This is a genomic window from Cuneatibacter sp. NSJ-177 (genome assembly GCF_022867805.1).
Taxonomy (GTDB): Bacteria; Bacillota; Clostridia; order Lachnospirales; family Lachnospiraceae; genus Pseudolachnospira.
In genome coordinates this window covers 46,607-63,222 of sequence record NZ_JALIFO010000006.1, presented here as the reverse complement: position 1 = coordinate 63,222, position 16,616 = coordinate 46,607, and the positions used below count along the sequence as shown (strand labels likewise).

General features: G+C 50.6%; 10 protein-coding genes and 1 CRISPR repeat array (1 of these 11 cut by a window edge). All 10 genes read right to left on the bottom strand.

Translation table 11 applies throughout. The annotated features are described in order from the left end of the window. Window positions 1-289: 289 nt before the first annotated feature. Entirely contained in the window at window positions 290-1,174 is an 885-nt protein-coding gene (locus tag MUB23_RS08265) for a DUF6282 family protein (RefSeq protein ID WP_244799924.1), read from the bottom strand. Window positions 1,175-1,188: 14 nt separating this feature from the next. Next, entirely contained in the window at window positions 1,189-2,871 is a 1,683-nt protein-coding gene (ilvD, locus tag MUB23_RS08260) for a dihydroxy-acid dehydratase (RefSeq protein ID WP_244799922.1), read from the bottom strand. Window positions 2,872-2,874: 3 nt separating this feature from the next. Next, the gene (locus MUB23_RS08255; RefSeq protein ID WP_244799920.1) at window positions 2,875-3,762 is read right to left on the bottom strand and encodes an NAD(P)-dependent oxidoreductase; all 888 of its coding nucleotides are present in this window, start codon (window positions 3,760-3,762) and stop codon (window positions 2,875-2,877) included. A 104-nt stretch (window positions 3,763-3,866) separates the two neighbouring features. Next, a complete protein-coding gene (locus tag MUB23_RS08250) occupies window positions 3,867-5,156 on the bottom strand; it encodes a hypothetical protein (protein WP_244799919.1) in 1,290 nt (429 codons plus the stop codon). A 247-nt stretch (window positions 5,157-5,403) separates the two neighbouring features. Further along, window positions 5,404-6,585 (bottom strand): Gfo/Idh/MocA family protein, encoded by a 1,182-nt coding sequence (locus MUB23_RS08245; RefSeq protein ID WP_244799917.1) that lies wholly within the window; start codon window positions 6,583-6,585, stop codon window positions 5,404-5,406. Window positions 6,586-7,143: 558 nt separating this feature from the next. Then, on the bottom strand, window positions 7,144-8,616 hold the full coding sequence (locus tag MUB23_RS08240) for a polysaccharide deacetylase family protein (protein WP_244799915.1): 1,473 nt from the start codon (window positions 8,614-8,616) through the stop codon (window positions 7,144-7,146). Between the two features lie 68 nt (window positions 8,617-8,684). Next, window positions 8,685-9,689 (bottom strand): tryptophan--tRNA ligase, encoded by a 1,005-nt coding sequence (gene trpS, locus MUB23_RS08235; RefSeq protein WP_244799913.1) that lies wholly within the window; start codon window positions 9,687-9,689, stop codon window positions 8,685-8,687. 63 nt (window positions 9,690-9,752) lie between these two features. After that, window positions 9,753-10,442: a TraX family protein gene (locus MUB23_RS08230; protein WP_244799912.1), complete on the bottom strand. Its 690-nt coding sequence runs from the start codon at window positions 10,440-10,442 to the stop codon at window positions 9,753-9,755. Beyond that, window positions 10,439-11,203 (bottom strand): exodeoxyribonuclease III, encoded by a 765-nt coding sequence (locus MUB23_RS08225; protein ID WP_244799910.1) that lies wholly within the window; start codon window positions 11,201-11,203, stop codon window positions 10,439-10,441. Before MUB23_RS08225 ends, MUB23_RS08230 begins: the two co-directional genes overlap by 4 nt. Before the next feature lie 92 nt (window positions 11,204-11,295). Beyond that, window positions 11,296-13,938 carry a valine--tRNA ligase gene (locus MUB23_RS08220; RefSeq protein ID WP_244799908.1) on the bottom strand — a complete coding sequence of 881 codons (2,643 nt, stop codon included), beginning with the start codon at window positions 13,936-13,938 and terminating at the stop codon, window positions 11,296-11,298. Between the two features lie 630 nt (window positions 13,939-14,568). After that, a CRISPR array of direct repeats spans window positions 14,569-16,616; the repeat unit is 31 nt; unit sequence GTTTCAATCCACGCTCCCAAGCGGGAGCGAC (it continues 974 nt past the right edge of the window).

Genomic DNA, 16,616 nt, shown 5'->3' with positions numbered 1-16,616 from the left:
ATTTTTACTTATTGTATCTTACAAAAATAGTATTTGTCAAGCTGGAAGTCGCTTTGTCCTACTTTTCCGTTTTTTGTCCGATTTGCTCCATCCAACCTTCCCGCCTGCTCCTTCCTAGATTGAATGGGAAGAAATCCACTCCATTTCACCTGTGCCTCTACGCAAACCGGCCCGAATGCAATTCCTGCACTCAGGCCGGCAGCCAAGGCAAATTTTCTCCCAGTTCCCTTCTCTATTCAAACTCAAAGAAGACCCTCTTAAAATAAATTTTACTCCGTCCCCGCGAAAATCAAAGGGAAAGCCCCAGCATCCTGGCCGGATTATCCCTGGTCATCACTCGGATTTCCTCCTCCGGAATTCCTTCTTCCAGCATCAGATAAATGAAGTTCTCCATGGAAATAGTTGGCGCGGGGTTAATAACCTGTCCGCTGTCGGTGCTCATCATCGTATGCTCTGCGCCGACTGCCCGGATCGCTTCCGCTATTACGGACGGAGCAATCGGATTTTTCATCTGATGAGTGGTGTCGTTGACCACATGCTCCAGCATCGTAGCCCCTCTTTCAACAATCTCCTGCATTTCCTCCACGGTGTAAGCCTCCATCGGCGAGGTTGGGTGTGTCACCACAATTTTTTTCACGCCCCGCTTGTTCGCTTCCTCCACCAATACCATTGCCTCTTTCGACGAGATATGGCCGGTGGCCAGAACAATATCCGCTTCCGCAATGATCTCGATGATCTCGATCACAGATTCTTTCAGTCTGCCGGAATCATCCAAAAGGTAGATTCCCTTCATACCGCTTTTCAGCAAAGCTGCAAACATCGGAACACTGTCCACCTCTTTCAGATAATGGGCCGCGTGGATCGTCGGCATCCAAATCTCTTTTGCTCCCATCCGAACTGCCGTTTTCACAGCCTCCGGATTCAGCCCTCCCACACTGTAATTCAATGCCATTCCACCAAAAACCGGAAAATCATTGACATATCCGGCCATGGCTGCGCGGGCCGCCGTGCACTCCGAGTGGCTCTTTAACAGAACCGCCGCCATGCCTGCCTCCTTCGCCTGGGCGGCTACCTCCATATCATTGAGCAGGCGAGGAAAAATATCCGGGCCGGAATGAATATGAAAATCAATACTGCCGGTTACCATCTCTTTTGCTTTCTTTCTGCTGTCCATGTATTCGTCCTCTCCTATTTCTGCTCTTCTAAATCGTCCCGATAAAGCCAGACTGCGCCTTCTTCTGCGCCTGCCACACCTTTTCGGTAGGCAGCCATCACACCTTTTAACGGGCGGTTCGGCCGTTTGACACATGCCTGACGCCGTTTCAGCTCTTCGTCGTCCACACACAACCGAATGGATTTCTGATTGATATCAATTTCAATCCAGTCCCCATTTTCTACCAATGCCAGAGGCCCTCCCTCCCAGGCTTCCGGTGATACATGGCCGATACACGGTCCTCTGGTTGCTCCGGAAAAACGGCCGTCCGTCACCATAGCCACCGACGTGTGGAGCCCCATTCCAACCAGCATGGCCGCAGGAATCGAAAGCTCCCGCATTCCTGGCCCGCCCTTCGGTCCTTCATAGCGGACCACCAGGACAGAACCCGGTTCAATGGTACTATGGACAAAATAATCCCGCACTTCCTCCTCTGAGTCAAAAACCACCGCTCGTCCTTTGTGATAATACATGGATGGCTCTACGCCCGTCTTCTTTACAACTGCTCCCAAGGGCGCCAGATTTCCGGTCAGAATTCCATAGCAGCCATCCGGGGCCAAAGGTTCTTCCGCGGTTTTGATAACCTCGCGGTCAACGATTCCGTCAAATCGGTTCCAATATTCAGATAGGCTGCACCCCTCCGAAGCGAGGATTACATCGGGATCCAAATAGTTCCGGATGCTGTACAATACCGCGGGAACGCCCCCCGCGCGGTGGAAGTCATAGATCGTATACGGGGAAGATGGCTTAAACTTTGTAACCACCGGAACCGCCGATTGGATTGCATCAAAATCCTTCAGTGTCATGGGAATTTCGAGGACCTTGGCCAGGGCAGGCAGATGAAGCACCGCATTGGTGGATCCCCCGGTCGCCGAAACATAGCGAATCCCATTCACCAGCATTTCGAAAGTTACAAAATCCCGGAATCTCCGTCCTTCTTTCGTCAGGGCTACGATCCGTTCGCCCACGTCTCTGGCCTGCCGGATCTTTCCTCCTTCACAAAAAAGCATGGTGGAGGAGCCGAACGGCGCCATCCCGATTGCTTCTAAAAATGCTCCCATTGTGTTGGCTGTGCCGTACATCGAGCAGGTTCCACCGGATGCACACATATTGTCCTGCCAGCGGTCAAAGGTTTTCCGGTCAATCAATCCGTCTCTGAATTTTCCAATGGCTTCTTTTAAATCCGAAGTACAATATGTCTTTCCGCCCTCTTCATAGGTCAGCATAGACCCCGCCGTCAAAAACAAAGACGGCAGATTCAGATGGGCCGCCGCCATCAGCATCCCAGGCACGATTTTATCGCAGGAACAAAGAAATACCACTCCGTCGAAACCATGGGCTTCCACCATTGTTTCGATCGACGCCGCGATCAGGTCCCGCTGAGGCAGAACATAGTGCATCCCCTCCCCCTGGGCCATCCCGTCACAGGGCGCGGGCACGGTAAATTCCGCCGGAGTCCCGCCGCCGGCCCAGACGCCGGCTTTTACATGTTCGGCCAGCTCCTTTAGGGGACGGTGGCCGGGATTAACATCGTTCCAGGAATTTACAATCCCAATGACCGGCTTCCTGGCAATATCTTTTCTTCGATATCCGACGGAGCCCATCAGCCCGGTGAAATAGGCTTCCGTCATGTCTGTTTCATTTCCTCTTCGATACATGGTTCACTCCTTTGTGCGGAATTCGACGCCGAGCAGCTCCTCATACACCCGGATCATTCCTCCCTTATCATAGTCCCGGTACCCCCGGCGCAGGGCCATCTGATACGTCACCGTGGCGCTTGCCAAAACCGGCATCGGAATTTCAAGCTCAGCTCCCAGTTCCGCGGCGCTGACCAAATCCTTATAGGCATTTTTCATGAGATAGCCCTCATGAAACACACCTTTTTGAATCCGCGGAATAAAAAATTCCGAGGCATAGCTGCGTCCGGTCCCGCTGTTCACCACCTGGCCGATTTTTTCGCAGTCCAAGCCCATCTTCACTGCCATCGGTAAAATCTCCGCCAATCCGGCCGCATTGATATCAAAGAGTAATTGGTTGATCAGCTTAGTCAGCTGGCCGCTTCCGTGAGGCCCCATGAAAAGAATCTTATTGCCAATCCATTCAAAATAGGGAGCAATCTCCTGAAACACCGCTTCCTCGCCCCCGCACATCACGGTCAAAGTCCCATCTTTTGCCCTGGACTCCATTCCGGATACCGGCGCCTCTAAAAACCGGACGGATTTTTCCGCCAAAGCTTTCGCAAGTTCCACTGTGTTTCGATATTTAATGGTGCTTAAATCCACGACGGTCTGCCCTTCGTGTAAATGAGGCATCAGACCATGCTCACCCAGGATCACCTGTTCCACAATCTCTGTATTGGGCAGGCTCAAAAAGATTACATCCGCAGACGCTACTTCCGCCAGACAGGTGGTCGCCTGGATGCCTTTTTCGGTAAATTTCGGAAAAGCGTTTTCTCTGACATCATTTACAATAGCCAGTTCCCCGCTGCGGGACAGATTAAGCGCCATATACTTTCCCATGGTTCCTAAACCAATAAAACCCAGTTTCATGTTTTCCTCCTTGTTATTGGTCGACCAACATCAACCAGTTTATTTGAGAAAATAGGCAGCAAATTCAGCTGCCTTTGTCAAGTTCTGTTGCCAATTCCCTTCATTTACTTGGGAAGAGCATGTAAATCCGTGTACCGATGATCTTCTTTAAAAGGAGAAGGCGCCACAACGGCACGGATTGTCTTTTGTCTGGATCCCGGATTTCCCCAGATCACGGTCACTTCCCGGCCAATTTCAGCATACTCCTGATCCATCACACAATGGGGAATCATCTGCCGGAAATAGTAGCTAAAGCAGCGGTTGGTTGCAACGCCGATCAGCCGGTCCTGATCCATGACCCGGTCTGCATGACAGCAATACCACTGCGTTCTGGGCAGTTCCATGAAATCATAAGGAACTTCGTCCCGGAACATGGAGGAAACCACATCCATCACATCTTCCAGATTCCAAACCAGCGACATGATTTTCCGTTTCGGCGCGGCCGCTTCCCGCTCCAGTGCTTCGCGGCCGTAAAATTCATGATTAAACTTAATCCGGTTTCCCCAGCCGAGTTCATAAGGACTTCGGAACCACCCGGAGATACGGTCCGCTTCAAAGCTGCCGGATACTTTCAGGAACCGGGAGAAACCGCCGAACTGCTCCTGGTAGCTTTTCCAATAATCGGCTTCCGCATCACCGGTCAGGGCAGGAAGATAATCATGGACCACTGTCGGAAAGCAGGCCTCCATATGGTTTACCATTGCCGTCCGCGCCCCGATCCGCCGAATCTTAAATTCCTTTCCGGCCTGATAGACCGCATCATAAATCATTTTTCCGTATTCCTTGGGCCCCTGAATTTCAAAACCGATCTCACCCGCCATGCCCTGGCGGAGCAAATCAACTTTTACTCCTTTGATCTCGCCTTCGCCCAAGTGCATGAACCGGATATCTCTCAGGCTTTTTCCCGTCAGCTTTTCCATCAGGAAAATGGATTTGGGCCCGGATACCTGATATTTAAATTTGCAGTCTCTTTTTTCTGCGGTCAGGCGGTATTTTCCATTCCGGCAATGATATTCCAGCCAGCTCCAGACCGGACCGCCCGACTGAAACTCAAATTCTTCCTCCCCATAACGGATCAGTATCCCCTCTCCGATGATCTTTCCTTCCTGATTGCAAAAGATCACATGCTTTGCCTGGCGCAGCTCAAACTTTTCCAAACTGTTCCCGGCATAATCGGAAAACAACCGGAGAGCATCCGGTCCAGTCACGTGAAACTCCACCATTTGGCTCCAGTCACCGATATAGCAGTCTTCTTTCCAGGACAAATTCTCATCCTGCCACCCGGTGTACTCCATTGGTTCCCAGGATCTTGTGATTACAAGATCCTCTCTCAGCTTCTTCACGTCATATTCCACTAAACCATCCTCCTTTCTGGTCAACCAATGTTGACCACAACTGCATCATAGCACACTTCTTTTTAAAATGCAATAGTTCAGAATCTATTTTCTTTTCGCCTTCTGATTCAAAATAGATCAAAATCCCAGACAAAATTACAAGCAAGGAAATTAAAAAGATGGGAGCCATTTCGGTTTCCCAAAATAGCCCCCAATCCAGGAGTAGCAATCGATGGAATAAAAAGATCAGATTTCAAACAAGAAACAATCAAAAATCGATTCTGCGTCCCTCTTCGGCGGACTGATAAGCCGCATACATCACTTTCATACTCTCATAGGCCAGCGCAAAATCGGAAGACGGTGTTTTATCAAAAGCAATCGTTTCCACAAAATCCTGGAGTTCTCCCATGTAGCCGCGGATAATCTCATCCGACACGAAAGCCTTGTTCCAACCCAGCTTTGCCGGAAGCATTTCAGAAATCTCTACGTTTTCCAGACCATCTTCGTCCAGGAAATACGTATTCAGGATATCCGTGGGAGTAATGTTGCACATCAGCGCATTATCATTGCTGTAAACTTCGATGTAGTTCTTGGTTCCGCCCAGCACCGTGTCGGTGGCAATCGTCATGCACTTGGTTCCATCCGAGAAGGTAACTGTGATCGTGCCGAAATCTTCCACATCCTCCGGACGCGCCTTGATATGACGGTGCTCGTACTCATTCAGGCAGGCCGTCGCCACGCCGGTGTCCGCAATCACGCTCTTCACCGTGATCTCCTCGCCGCGCGCCTTAGCTTCCTGCTGTTTCAGCCAAAGCATACCGGACAAAGGATGGCAGCCGGTCCGGATCAGCGTACCGCCGCCGGTGCCGTTCCACTTGCCAGCCAGCGGGGAGCTGGAACCCTTCAGGCTCTCCTCGCCTTTCAGGAACAAAATCTTACTCTTCTTTGCACGGATGATTTCCGCTGCTTTCTGTACGGGAGTCGCATAGACAAAATTCTCGGCATAGAGGAATTTCTTTCCGCAGGTGTCCACCGCTTCTTTCAGCTCGTCCATGGTCCGCATGACTTCCTCAAACATCTTGGACTTAGGGGTGGTCTTTCCGACGTTCTCTTCCCCTCTCTTTCCAAAATATCCGGTCAGAGGTTTCTCACAGATGACATGCTTTCCCGCTTTCAGGGCCTGGATTGCCATCTGGCAGTGCAGAAAAGGAGGCGTCACAATATCGATCACATCGATCTCCGGATCCTTCAGCATCTCGGCATAGTCGGTCATGGCCTGCTCATAGCCATAGCGCTCTTTGACCTTTTCGGCCAGCTCCAGCTTGACATCGCAGATCGTCTTCAGACGGACCGGGACACCACAGACTTTCTCGTATCCATTTCCATGCAGATAAGCGGCATACCCCGCTCCCACCGTGCCAATCACTACAGGCTTCACATTCTGGTTCATGCTCGTCTACTCCTTTATTTTATATTTTCGGTTGTCGATTTCGTTTCTTCTCTTTCTAGGTTCATCATACTATAGAGAGAGACAAAATTCCAATAGAAGTTTTTCTTGCTATCAATCGATTTTATTCATATTATATCTTTTATTTATGATATTTTTTCACATTTATAAATGTAACGCCGCTTCGCCTTATATTGACGTTCCGCATTTCTGCTGGTCTTAAGCATTTCTCTCTTTTCCTTTGGTACCTATGAAGCGCATTCTTTTTAATTCAAATTCCTAACTTTAGATAATCCACGGAATCTTCTTCCTTTTCCTATGTTCGGGCAAAAAAACAAATTTACGGCTTTCTGCGAAATTCTGGACCGCAAATGCGTCTCGTCAGCGACATGTTCCATTGCATTTGCGTCCCCTAGGTTCACCACACGTGAAGAGAGAGGATCCTTTGCGAAGTGTTTTTTATATCACAGGAAATTTCCGTGATATAAAAAATACTGCGCCTGAAATGCCGGTCTGTTCTACCAGCCTCTCAAGCGCAGTCTTTTTGTCAAGCCGATTCCGTTACAAATTTTCTACCGGCGTCGGCCGTGTCTTGTCAAACACTTTGTTTGCATCAAACAGATCTGAGAGCGTATCCTTATAGCCGGAAACAGCCCACCACATCCGAATGCCGTCCAAGTTTCTCCGGCCCTGACGGAAATACCCGTCCTTCATCTGGGTCCAATACTGGGAACCATCCACCGGGCAATAGTAGTCAAAGCCCAAGCCGTCCAGGTACTTGTATTTCTGCTGAATCGAATCCGAATGGTCGTATCCTCTCCAGCTTCCTTCGCCCAAATCCGCTCCAAATGGGAAAATAATCGTGTCGATATTCCCGCCCAGCAGGGGCTCCACCTGATCCTCCCATTTCTGAGCGTCAGTCTGGAGTTTCTCAAAGCTCAGTGCACCGTAGTCTTTATGCCCCCAGCTATGGCTGGCAAAACGCCACCCCAGTTCCTGCATCCGGGCTGCAACCGCCGTCGCTTTCTGGCGCTCCTCGTCTACATTGTACTTGGCATATTCCGGTTTATAGCTGGAATCGCTGGGATCCCCGTATTTCGGCGCGGTCCGATAGCCAAGAATTCCGTTATACCCGGTCAGCGCAATGATTCCTCTGGCCCCCCGATAGGAGAAGTCTGGATGCTCCCGAATAAAGTCTTCCACCAGAGGCACCATGTCATAGGAGCCAGTCACCACACTGCCGTCCGCCTGATCGATCTCGTTGGTGATACTGCCGTTCTCATCGATCACCAGACGATTGGCAAAGCCGTCGCCCTCCATATACTCATAGTAGCTGACATCGTCCTGGGACAGGACAAAGGGAGTCTTTCCCTCCGGAAGATATATCGTTCCCCAGACCATTTTCTGGGTGCCGTCCGGCTGGGTCTCCAGGTGAGCGATATCGTGAATATCGACCAATACATAACCCCGGTCGTACATTTCTTGGGTAATCTTATTAAATTCGTCAATCGTGGTCATGACCTGGTTGTAATCTTTGACTTTTTTAGCGTCGCTGAGATGGAAAGTCACGCTTCCGTCAATGACCAGCGTATGATAAAAGACATGGGTGATCTCGGACATTTTATCATAAGGCACTGCTTTTGCTTTCTCCGCCTCATAGCGGGAGATCGCATCAGACAGCTCCGGAATGCCCTCGTAGCCGTTAACTCCCTTCACCAATTCAATCGCTTTATCATAGTTATACTGCTTACAATGAATATCCGCTTCGGCCAGCACCGCCTGCCAGTCAGCACCGGCAGCCGCTTGTGTAGTTCCCGCCTCGGCGCTTGTCCCTGTCGCTTCCGTCGCATTTGCCGCCGGAGCGCTGGTATCCTTTGGCGTCTCAGAAGAGCCGCTGCTCAGCCATTTCACCAGAAAAACGATTCCGACTACCAGCAAAATCACCACACAGGCAAAAATAATACGGTTCCGGATTACACGCCTCCGGCGCCTTCTGCGGCGGAGTTCCCGCGCACGGCTGTTGTAATTATCCATATTGTACCTCCTCTAAGGCACCCCGCCCTGCGGCGACCTGCCTTCTCTTTTGGAAATGTTCCGAAAAGTTAGCGGATCCGCTCCGGGAAACCAACCTTTTTCTGCACTTTACGCAGGGTTTTGTTGGCATAATAGGCAGCCTTCTCCGCGTTTTCCTTGATGATACCGTCCACATAGGCTTTATCTTTCGACAAGCGGGCATGCTCTTCCTGAATCGGTTTCATGATAGAAATCAATGCTTCCCCTACCGCAATCTTAAAATCGCCATAGCCTCTTCCGTCAAATTCCTTTACAACTTCCTCCGGCTTCTTGCCGGTACAGGCCGAATAGATATCGATCAAGTTTTTCACTCCAGGCTGCTCGTCGCGGTAAAGAATGATTCCCTCGGAATCTGTAACCGCCCGTTTGCATTTCCGCATCACCGCATCCGGATCATCCATCAGATATATGCTGGCATTGGGATTCTCATCAGATTTGCTCATCTTCTTACCAGGATCCTGAAGACTCATGATCTTGGCGCCAACCTTGCCGATATAAGCTTCCGGGATCGTGAATACGTCGCCGTAGATTCCGTTAAAGCGCTGAGCCACATCTCTGGTCAGTTCCAGATGCTGCATCTGATCCACGCCGACCGGCACCACATCGCTCTGGAATAACAGAATATCGGCCGCCATCAATACTGGGTAATCGAACAAACCTGCATTGATATTATCCGCATGTTTCTGCGATTTATCCTTGAATTGGGTCATACGGCTCAGCTCACCCATGTAGGTAAAACAGTTTAAAATCCAAGCCAGTTCCGCATGAGCCGACACATGGGACTGATAATAAATACAGTTTTTCTTCGGGTCCAAACCGGCCGCAATGTAAAGCATCAGCAAATTTCTAGCGCGTTTCCGAAGCTCTGCCGGATCCTGACGGATCGTGATCGAGTGCTCATCCACCACGCAGAAAAAGCATTCATATTCTTCGTTTAAGGAAACCCAGTTTCTTAAAGCTCCCATGTAGTTTCCAATTGTAATGTTTCCCGTCGCCTGCATTCCGCTGAACAGCGACTTTTTTCCGTCTAACATAAATCTTCCTCCCGAAATTACGGAATCCTCCGTGCGGGAATATTGCCCGCAAAATCTTCTCCCTTACAGAATACAGGAAATTCCCCATAAAAGCAACAGATGGACCGGATAAAATCCATAAAATACATATTTGTTAAAGGCTGGTCCCCGGTCACGGTTATAAAGAAAAAACAAGGGAAAAGCCAGCAATGCGTAGATTTGCAGAGACCCCCACCAAGTCAGGCCAAAGAATCCGCCGATCAGCAGATACTTCCACCAGGGAAGATCCCGAAGAAAATAAAACAAGAGAACCATACAGATTCCCATGGCGCCGTAATCGCTGTGGATCCACTCCGCCAGCGCCATAGCTGCCGCTGCCACCGGAACCGCCAGGACAACCTGCTGCCTCTGATACGCCCACTGATAAAACCAAAGCACCAGAACCGACAGTGCTAAAGTAAAAAACACATTTTGGGAATCCGGATACCAGATGGAGCCGTAGATTGCCACATTGAACGGAATCTCGGAAAGCAAGGCAAACACAGCCAGCCGTGCGGTATATTTTTTTAAACTATGAGTATAAATTGCGCCTTCCGCCAATAAAAAGCAGAAAATCGGAAAGGCGATCCTTCCGATAATCCGCAGATTAATATAGGTTTCTCCCGGTATCAAAAACACAATCGCCGCGTGATCGATCAGCATCGTCACCATTGCAATTACTTTTAGGCAGAAGCCGTTGAGGCCATATTTTTGCTTCCATTCGGCAAAAGTCATTTGGACTCCTCAAAACAAAGCTCCACCGGACAATGGTCGGAACCAAACACATCCGTGTGGATGGAGGCAGAGATCAGATTCTCTTTCAGGCACTGAGAAACGCAAAAATAGTCGATCCGCCATCCGGCGTTCTTTTCCCGCGCTTTAAACCGGTAAGACCACCAGGAATAAATTCCCTCTGCGTCCGGATAAAAATACCGGAACGTATCGAGAAAACCGCTGTCCAGGAGCTTGGTGAATTTCCCCCGCTCTTCATCGGTAAAGCCTGCGTTTTTTCGGTTGGTCTTGGGATTTTTCAGGTCGATCTCCTTGTGAGCCACGTTCAGATCGCCGCAGAAAACCACCGGTTTTGTCTCCTCCAGATTCTTCAGATAGCTGCGGAAGGCATCCTCCCATTCCATCCGGTAAGAAAGACGGGCCAGGCCTTCCTGGGAATTCGGTGTGTAGCAAGTCACTAGAAAATATCCCGGAAACTCCAGGGTAATCACACGGCCTTCCTGATCATGCTCCGGAATCCCGATTCCATATGAGACCGACAGTGGCTCTTCCTTAGTGAAAATCGCGGTTCCGGAATACCCCTTTTTCTGGGCATAATTCCAATACTGATGATAGCCGGGTATATCCAGCGATAACTGTCCCTCCTGCAGCTTACTTTCCTGAATGCAGAACGCATCTGCATCTGCTTCCTTAAAATAGTCCAAAAAGCCTTTGGTTACGCAGGCCCGCAGGCCATTGACATTCCAGGATATAAATTTTTTCATATTGCTCCCTCCGGGGCTCGGACTTCTGGTTTCAAATCGGTGCAGGGAGCGGAATTAACGAATGTCTCCGCTCCCCTGCTTCTCATCTCTCCTTATTTCAGCTGGGAAAGACGGGCTTTCACCTGATCCATCATCTGGGCATATTTCGCCAGTTTTTCCTTCTCTTCCTGAATCTTGGATTCCGGGGCTTTGCTTAAGAACTTTTCATTGGAAAGCATCCCATTCACGCGGGCCAGTTCGCCGGTCAGGCGCTTTTCTTCCTTCTCCAGGCGCTCGATCTCCTTGGCAATGTCCACCAGATCTTCCAGAGGCAGATAGATCACAGCGTCAGGAGTCACGGCCGAAACCGCATCGTCGGCGATCCCTTCCTTATCGGCCTGAATCGTCACCTCGCTGGCCGAACCCAGGGCCGCAAAGAAGGCCTTGCTGCTCTCAAAACTTTCCCGGACATGTTCTTTTTCTGAAACAACGTAAACGGCAGCCTTTTTGCTCGGCGGTACGTTCATCGAAATTCGAACGTTTCGGATCGCGCGGACGGCCTCCTTCACCATCCCCACCCGTTCCTCGGTCTCGGCAAAATTCCACTCCTCCTTGGGAGCCGGCCAGGCCGACAGCATGATGGTCTCTTCTTCGTCCTGCAAATTACAGAAAACTTCTTCTGTGATGAACGGCATATACGGATGCAGCAGCTTCAAGGCCGTGATCAGAACGGTTTTAAGCGTCCAGCAGGCCGCCGCTTTACTGCTGTCCCCGCCCTCGCTGTAAAAACGAGGCTTCACCATCTCGATATACCAATCACAGAATTCCTCCCAGATAAAGTCATAAACTTTCTGCATGGCGATTCCAAGCTCATATTTATCCATGTTCTCGGTCACTTCGCCGGTCAGACGATTTACCTTGGAGAGGATCCACTTGTCGGCGTCTTCCAGGTCGCTCAAGGCAACTTTCGACGTATCCACGCCGTCCATGTTCATCATGATAAAGCGGGACGCATTCCAGACCTTGTTCGCAAAGTTCCGGCTGGATTCCACACGCTCCCAGTAAAAGCGCATATCATTGCCGGGCGCATTGCCGGTCACCAGCGTCATGCGCAATGCGTCGGCGCCGTATTTATCAATCACCTCCAGAGGATCAATTCCGTTCCCGAGGGATTTGCTCATCTTGCGTCCCTGGGAATCGCGGATCAGGCCGTGAATCAGGACGGTATGGAATGGGCTCTTTCCTGTCTGCTCATAACCGGAGAAGACCATCCGGATTACCCAGAAAAAGATGATATCATAGCCGGTCACCAGCACATCTGTGGGGTAAAAATACTCCAGATCCTCGGTTTTGTCCGGCCACCCCAGCGTGGAAAACGGCCACAGAGCCGAGCTGAACCAGGTATCCAAGGTATCCGGATCCTGCGTCAGATGGCGGCATCCGCACTTCGGGCAGACCTCCGGCGCCTCACGGGAGACGACCACCTCCCCGCATTCGTCGCAGTAATACGCCGGGATCCGGTGACCCCACCACAGCTGACGGGAAATACACCAATCGCGGATATTCTCCAGCCAGTGCAGATAAATTTTATCAAAACGCTCCGGTACAAATTTTAATTCTCCGGTTTTCAGGGCCCCAATGGCGGGCTTTGCCAATTCTTCCATGCGGACGAACCATTGCTGCTTGATCATCGGCTCCACCGTTGTCTTACAGCGATCGTGGGTGCCGACGTTGTGGACATGATCCACCACCTTGACCAGCAGGCCCTGCTGCTCCAGTTCCTCCACCATCTGCTTTCTGGCTTCATAACGATCCAGGCCGGCATATTTTCCGCCGTTTTCATTGATCGTGGCGTCGTCGTTTAAAATATTGATCTCCGGCAGGTTATGACGTTTTCCCACCTCAAAATCGTTGGGGTCGTGGGCCGGCGTAATCTTCACGCAACCGGTTCCAAATTCCTTATCTACATAAGGGTCGGCAATCACTGGAATTTCCCGGTCAGTCAACGGCAGTTTCAGCATTTTACCGACCAGATGGGTGTAACGCTCGTCATCAGGATTTACCGCCACGGCCGTATCGCCAAGCAGAGTCTCCGGACGGGTCGTCGCGATTTCGACATAGCCATCTTCTCCGACAATCGGATATTTGATGTGCCAGAAATGACCAGCCTGTTCCACGTGTTCCACCTCAGCATCTGAGATCGAGGTCTGGCAGATCGGACACCAGTTAATAATCCGGGATCCTTTATAAATATAACCCTTTTCATAGAGTTTAATGAACACTTCCTGAACAGCCTTGGAACATCCCTCATCCATGGTAAAGCGCTCTCTGTCCCAGTCGGCGGAAGAGCCCATTTTTTTTAGCTGGGAAACGATACGGCCGCCGTACTCTTCTCTCCATTCCCAAGCTTTTTTCAAGAATCCATCCCGGCCCAAATCATTTTTATCAATGCCTTCCGATTTCAGCTTGTCAATGATTTTCACTTCGGTGGCAATGCTGGCGTGGTCTGTGCCCGGCTGCCAGAGAGCCTCATATCCCTGCATACGCTTATAGCGGATCAGGATGTCCTGGAGTGTGTTGTCCAGAGCATGACCCATGTGAAGCTGTCCTGTGATGTTGGGCGGAGGCATCACAATCGTGAACGGCTTTTTCGCTTTATTGACTTTGGCTGCAAAATATTTTTTGTTCAGCCACTTCTCATAGAGACGGGATTCGATCTCCCCTGGATTATAAGTTTTGCTGAGTTCCTTGGACATGGTTTTTCTCCTTTTGCGGGTATTTTCCTGGTACTGCTGTTAAGTTTCGTTCTGTTTCACTGAATCAAAATTCCGGGTAGGCATCAGGGACGGCAACGAACAGCGGTTCAGTGAAACCAGCGATGATATTTGTTTCTTTTCGGTGGTTTGGATTTACTGGTCAGTGGAAAGAAAAAAGCCCCTTGCTTATGCAAAGGGCGATGATAACCGCGGTACCACCTTTTTTGGTTCTCTGGGCCTTTAACGCCGGCAAGACGGGGCCGCCTACTGCTTTCGCTCGTTCAGCGGTCCAGCTCGGAAGCTACCTTCCATTCGCGCATACTTGGATAGCCTTTCAGCCGGTGAGCCATCCTCTCTGTCAGCGCTGCGAACGTACTCCTCTTCGTCTTAGCTGTTCAAACTATTATGCCCCCGTAGATGGGGGATTTCTTATCTAATATAGTGGAGTTGAAGGATTTTGTCAAGAGGGGGCAGGAAAAATGTGGGGAAATAAGGGGCGGAGGTTGTATGTACTTTGAGTTTTGGGGAATTTGGCAAAAGCTTATAAACTTTGGTATGGGGTTATGTTTTAATATTGCTCCTAGGCAGGAGCGATACTTGATATACAAAAAAGAAGGGAGGTTGTATGATGTTTCAATCCACGCTCCCAAGCGGGAGCGACAAGCCTATGTCATGCACGAAAACACCGAAATGATGTTTCAATCCACGCTCCCAAGCGGGAGCGACACGTCTGGCTATTTCGTTTACAAGACCCGCTTCGTTTCAATCCACGCTCCCAAGCGGGAGCGACGAGTTACTATCCCGTAACTTGGACAGCCGCTACAGTTTCAATCCACGCTCCCAAGCGGGAGCGACTCGGTAAGACCCTGAATAAAATTATCAATTAACTGTTTCAATCCACGCTCCCAAGCGGGAGCGACTGATCCTGGGGGCTTGTTTTAGTGGAAGGGAGCTGTTTCAATCCACGCTCCCAAGCGGGAGCGACCTTACAAAGGTGCCGGATGTATATCGGGTAAAACGTTTCAATCCACGCTCCCAAGCGGGAGCGACGCGATATGACCGATGTGATCATGCAGTATGACCACGTTTCAATCCACGCTCCCAAGCGGGAGCGACGGTAAAGAAATGGATTATGTAGAAAGAAGCGGTGTTTCAATCCACGCTCCCAAGCGGGAGCGACGACAAAAAAAGCCCCGGCAGCATCCGGAGCCGTGTTTCAATCCACGCTCCCAAGCGGGAGCGACCTGGACATCCGCCAGGGCCGGTGTGTGGTCTACGGTTTCAATCCACGCTCCCAAGCGGGAGCGACCAATCCAGCGGTGACTCTATCCTGGGATAACCTGGTTTCAATCCACGCTCCCAAGCGGGAGCGACGAAAAGATGATAGAACAGAGATCAAAATGACAGTTTCAATCCACGCTCCCAAGCGGGAGCGACAGAAGTACCTGAACCAAGAGCGCCATCGGGCAATGGTTTCAATCCACGCTCCCAAGCGGGAGCGACCAGAAATTATTTATGATGATCTTAATCCGGAAAAGTTTCAATCCACGCTCCCAAGCGGGAGCGACCGGGGGTGGATGCAATCGAGCGCCGCCGACTGGCGTTTCAATCCACGCTCCCAAGCGGGAGCGACAAGTGCGTTTTCATTATTATCAGCACGCGCCGCAGGTTTCAATCCACGCTCCCAAGCGGGAGCGACGAGGCTTTCCTGGAGCTAATTGAGTCGCTTCGGGGTTTCAATCCACGCTCCCAAGCGGGAGCGACTAATTCATGTTATGACAGTGATTTTTATCGCGCGGTTTCAATCCACGCTCCCAAGCGGGAGCGACGTTTCTGGTCGGATGAAACAAGCGGACATCGATGTTTCAATCCACGCTCCCAAGCGGGAGCGACTTATAAAACCGCAACTGGAGTGGAAGTGGTACGAGTTTCAATCCACGCTCCCAAGCGGGAGCGACAGGCCGAAGCGATAATCAACCAGGCGTCGGCGCGTTTCAATCCACGCTCCCAAGCGGGAGCGACTTACAGATAAGGTGTATCACTTTGAGGCAGCTGGGGTTTCAATCCACGCTCCCAAGCGGGAGCGACGTCACGAGTGCCACAACAAGGAACATGGTAAAACGTTTCAATCCACGCTCCCAAGCGGGAGCGACGCACTCATACGGATTCATCGTTATTTTTCCGCAAGTTTCAATCCACGCTCCCAAGCGGGAGCGACGACAACGGATACCGTGCAGCATGTCTATTGGGCCGTTTCAATCCACGCTCCCAAGCGGGAGCGACATCCGGTTTATTGAGACATTTTGTCACCATTGCGTTTCAATCCACGCTCCCAAGCGGGAGCGACTCGTTGGTGGTCACGTCGGCGTAATGTTTTTGCAGTTTCAATCCACGCTCCCAAGCGGGAGCGACAATTACCAAATCGCGTATTAATCAGAAAATCAAGGGTTTCAATCCACGCTCCCAAGCGGGAGCGACGATTTGACCTCGGTTTCTTTTGTCATACCTTACGTTTCAATCCACGCTCCCAAGCGGGAGCGACTATCCTTTAGGAGGTGATCACGTGACAATAAACGTTTCAATCCACGCTCCCAAGCGGGAGCGACGATGCAGATATTTGGATAATTAAGTTTTTAACGGAGTTTCAATCCACGCTCCCAAGCGGGAGCGACTCCCGC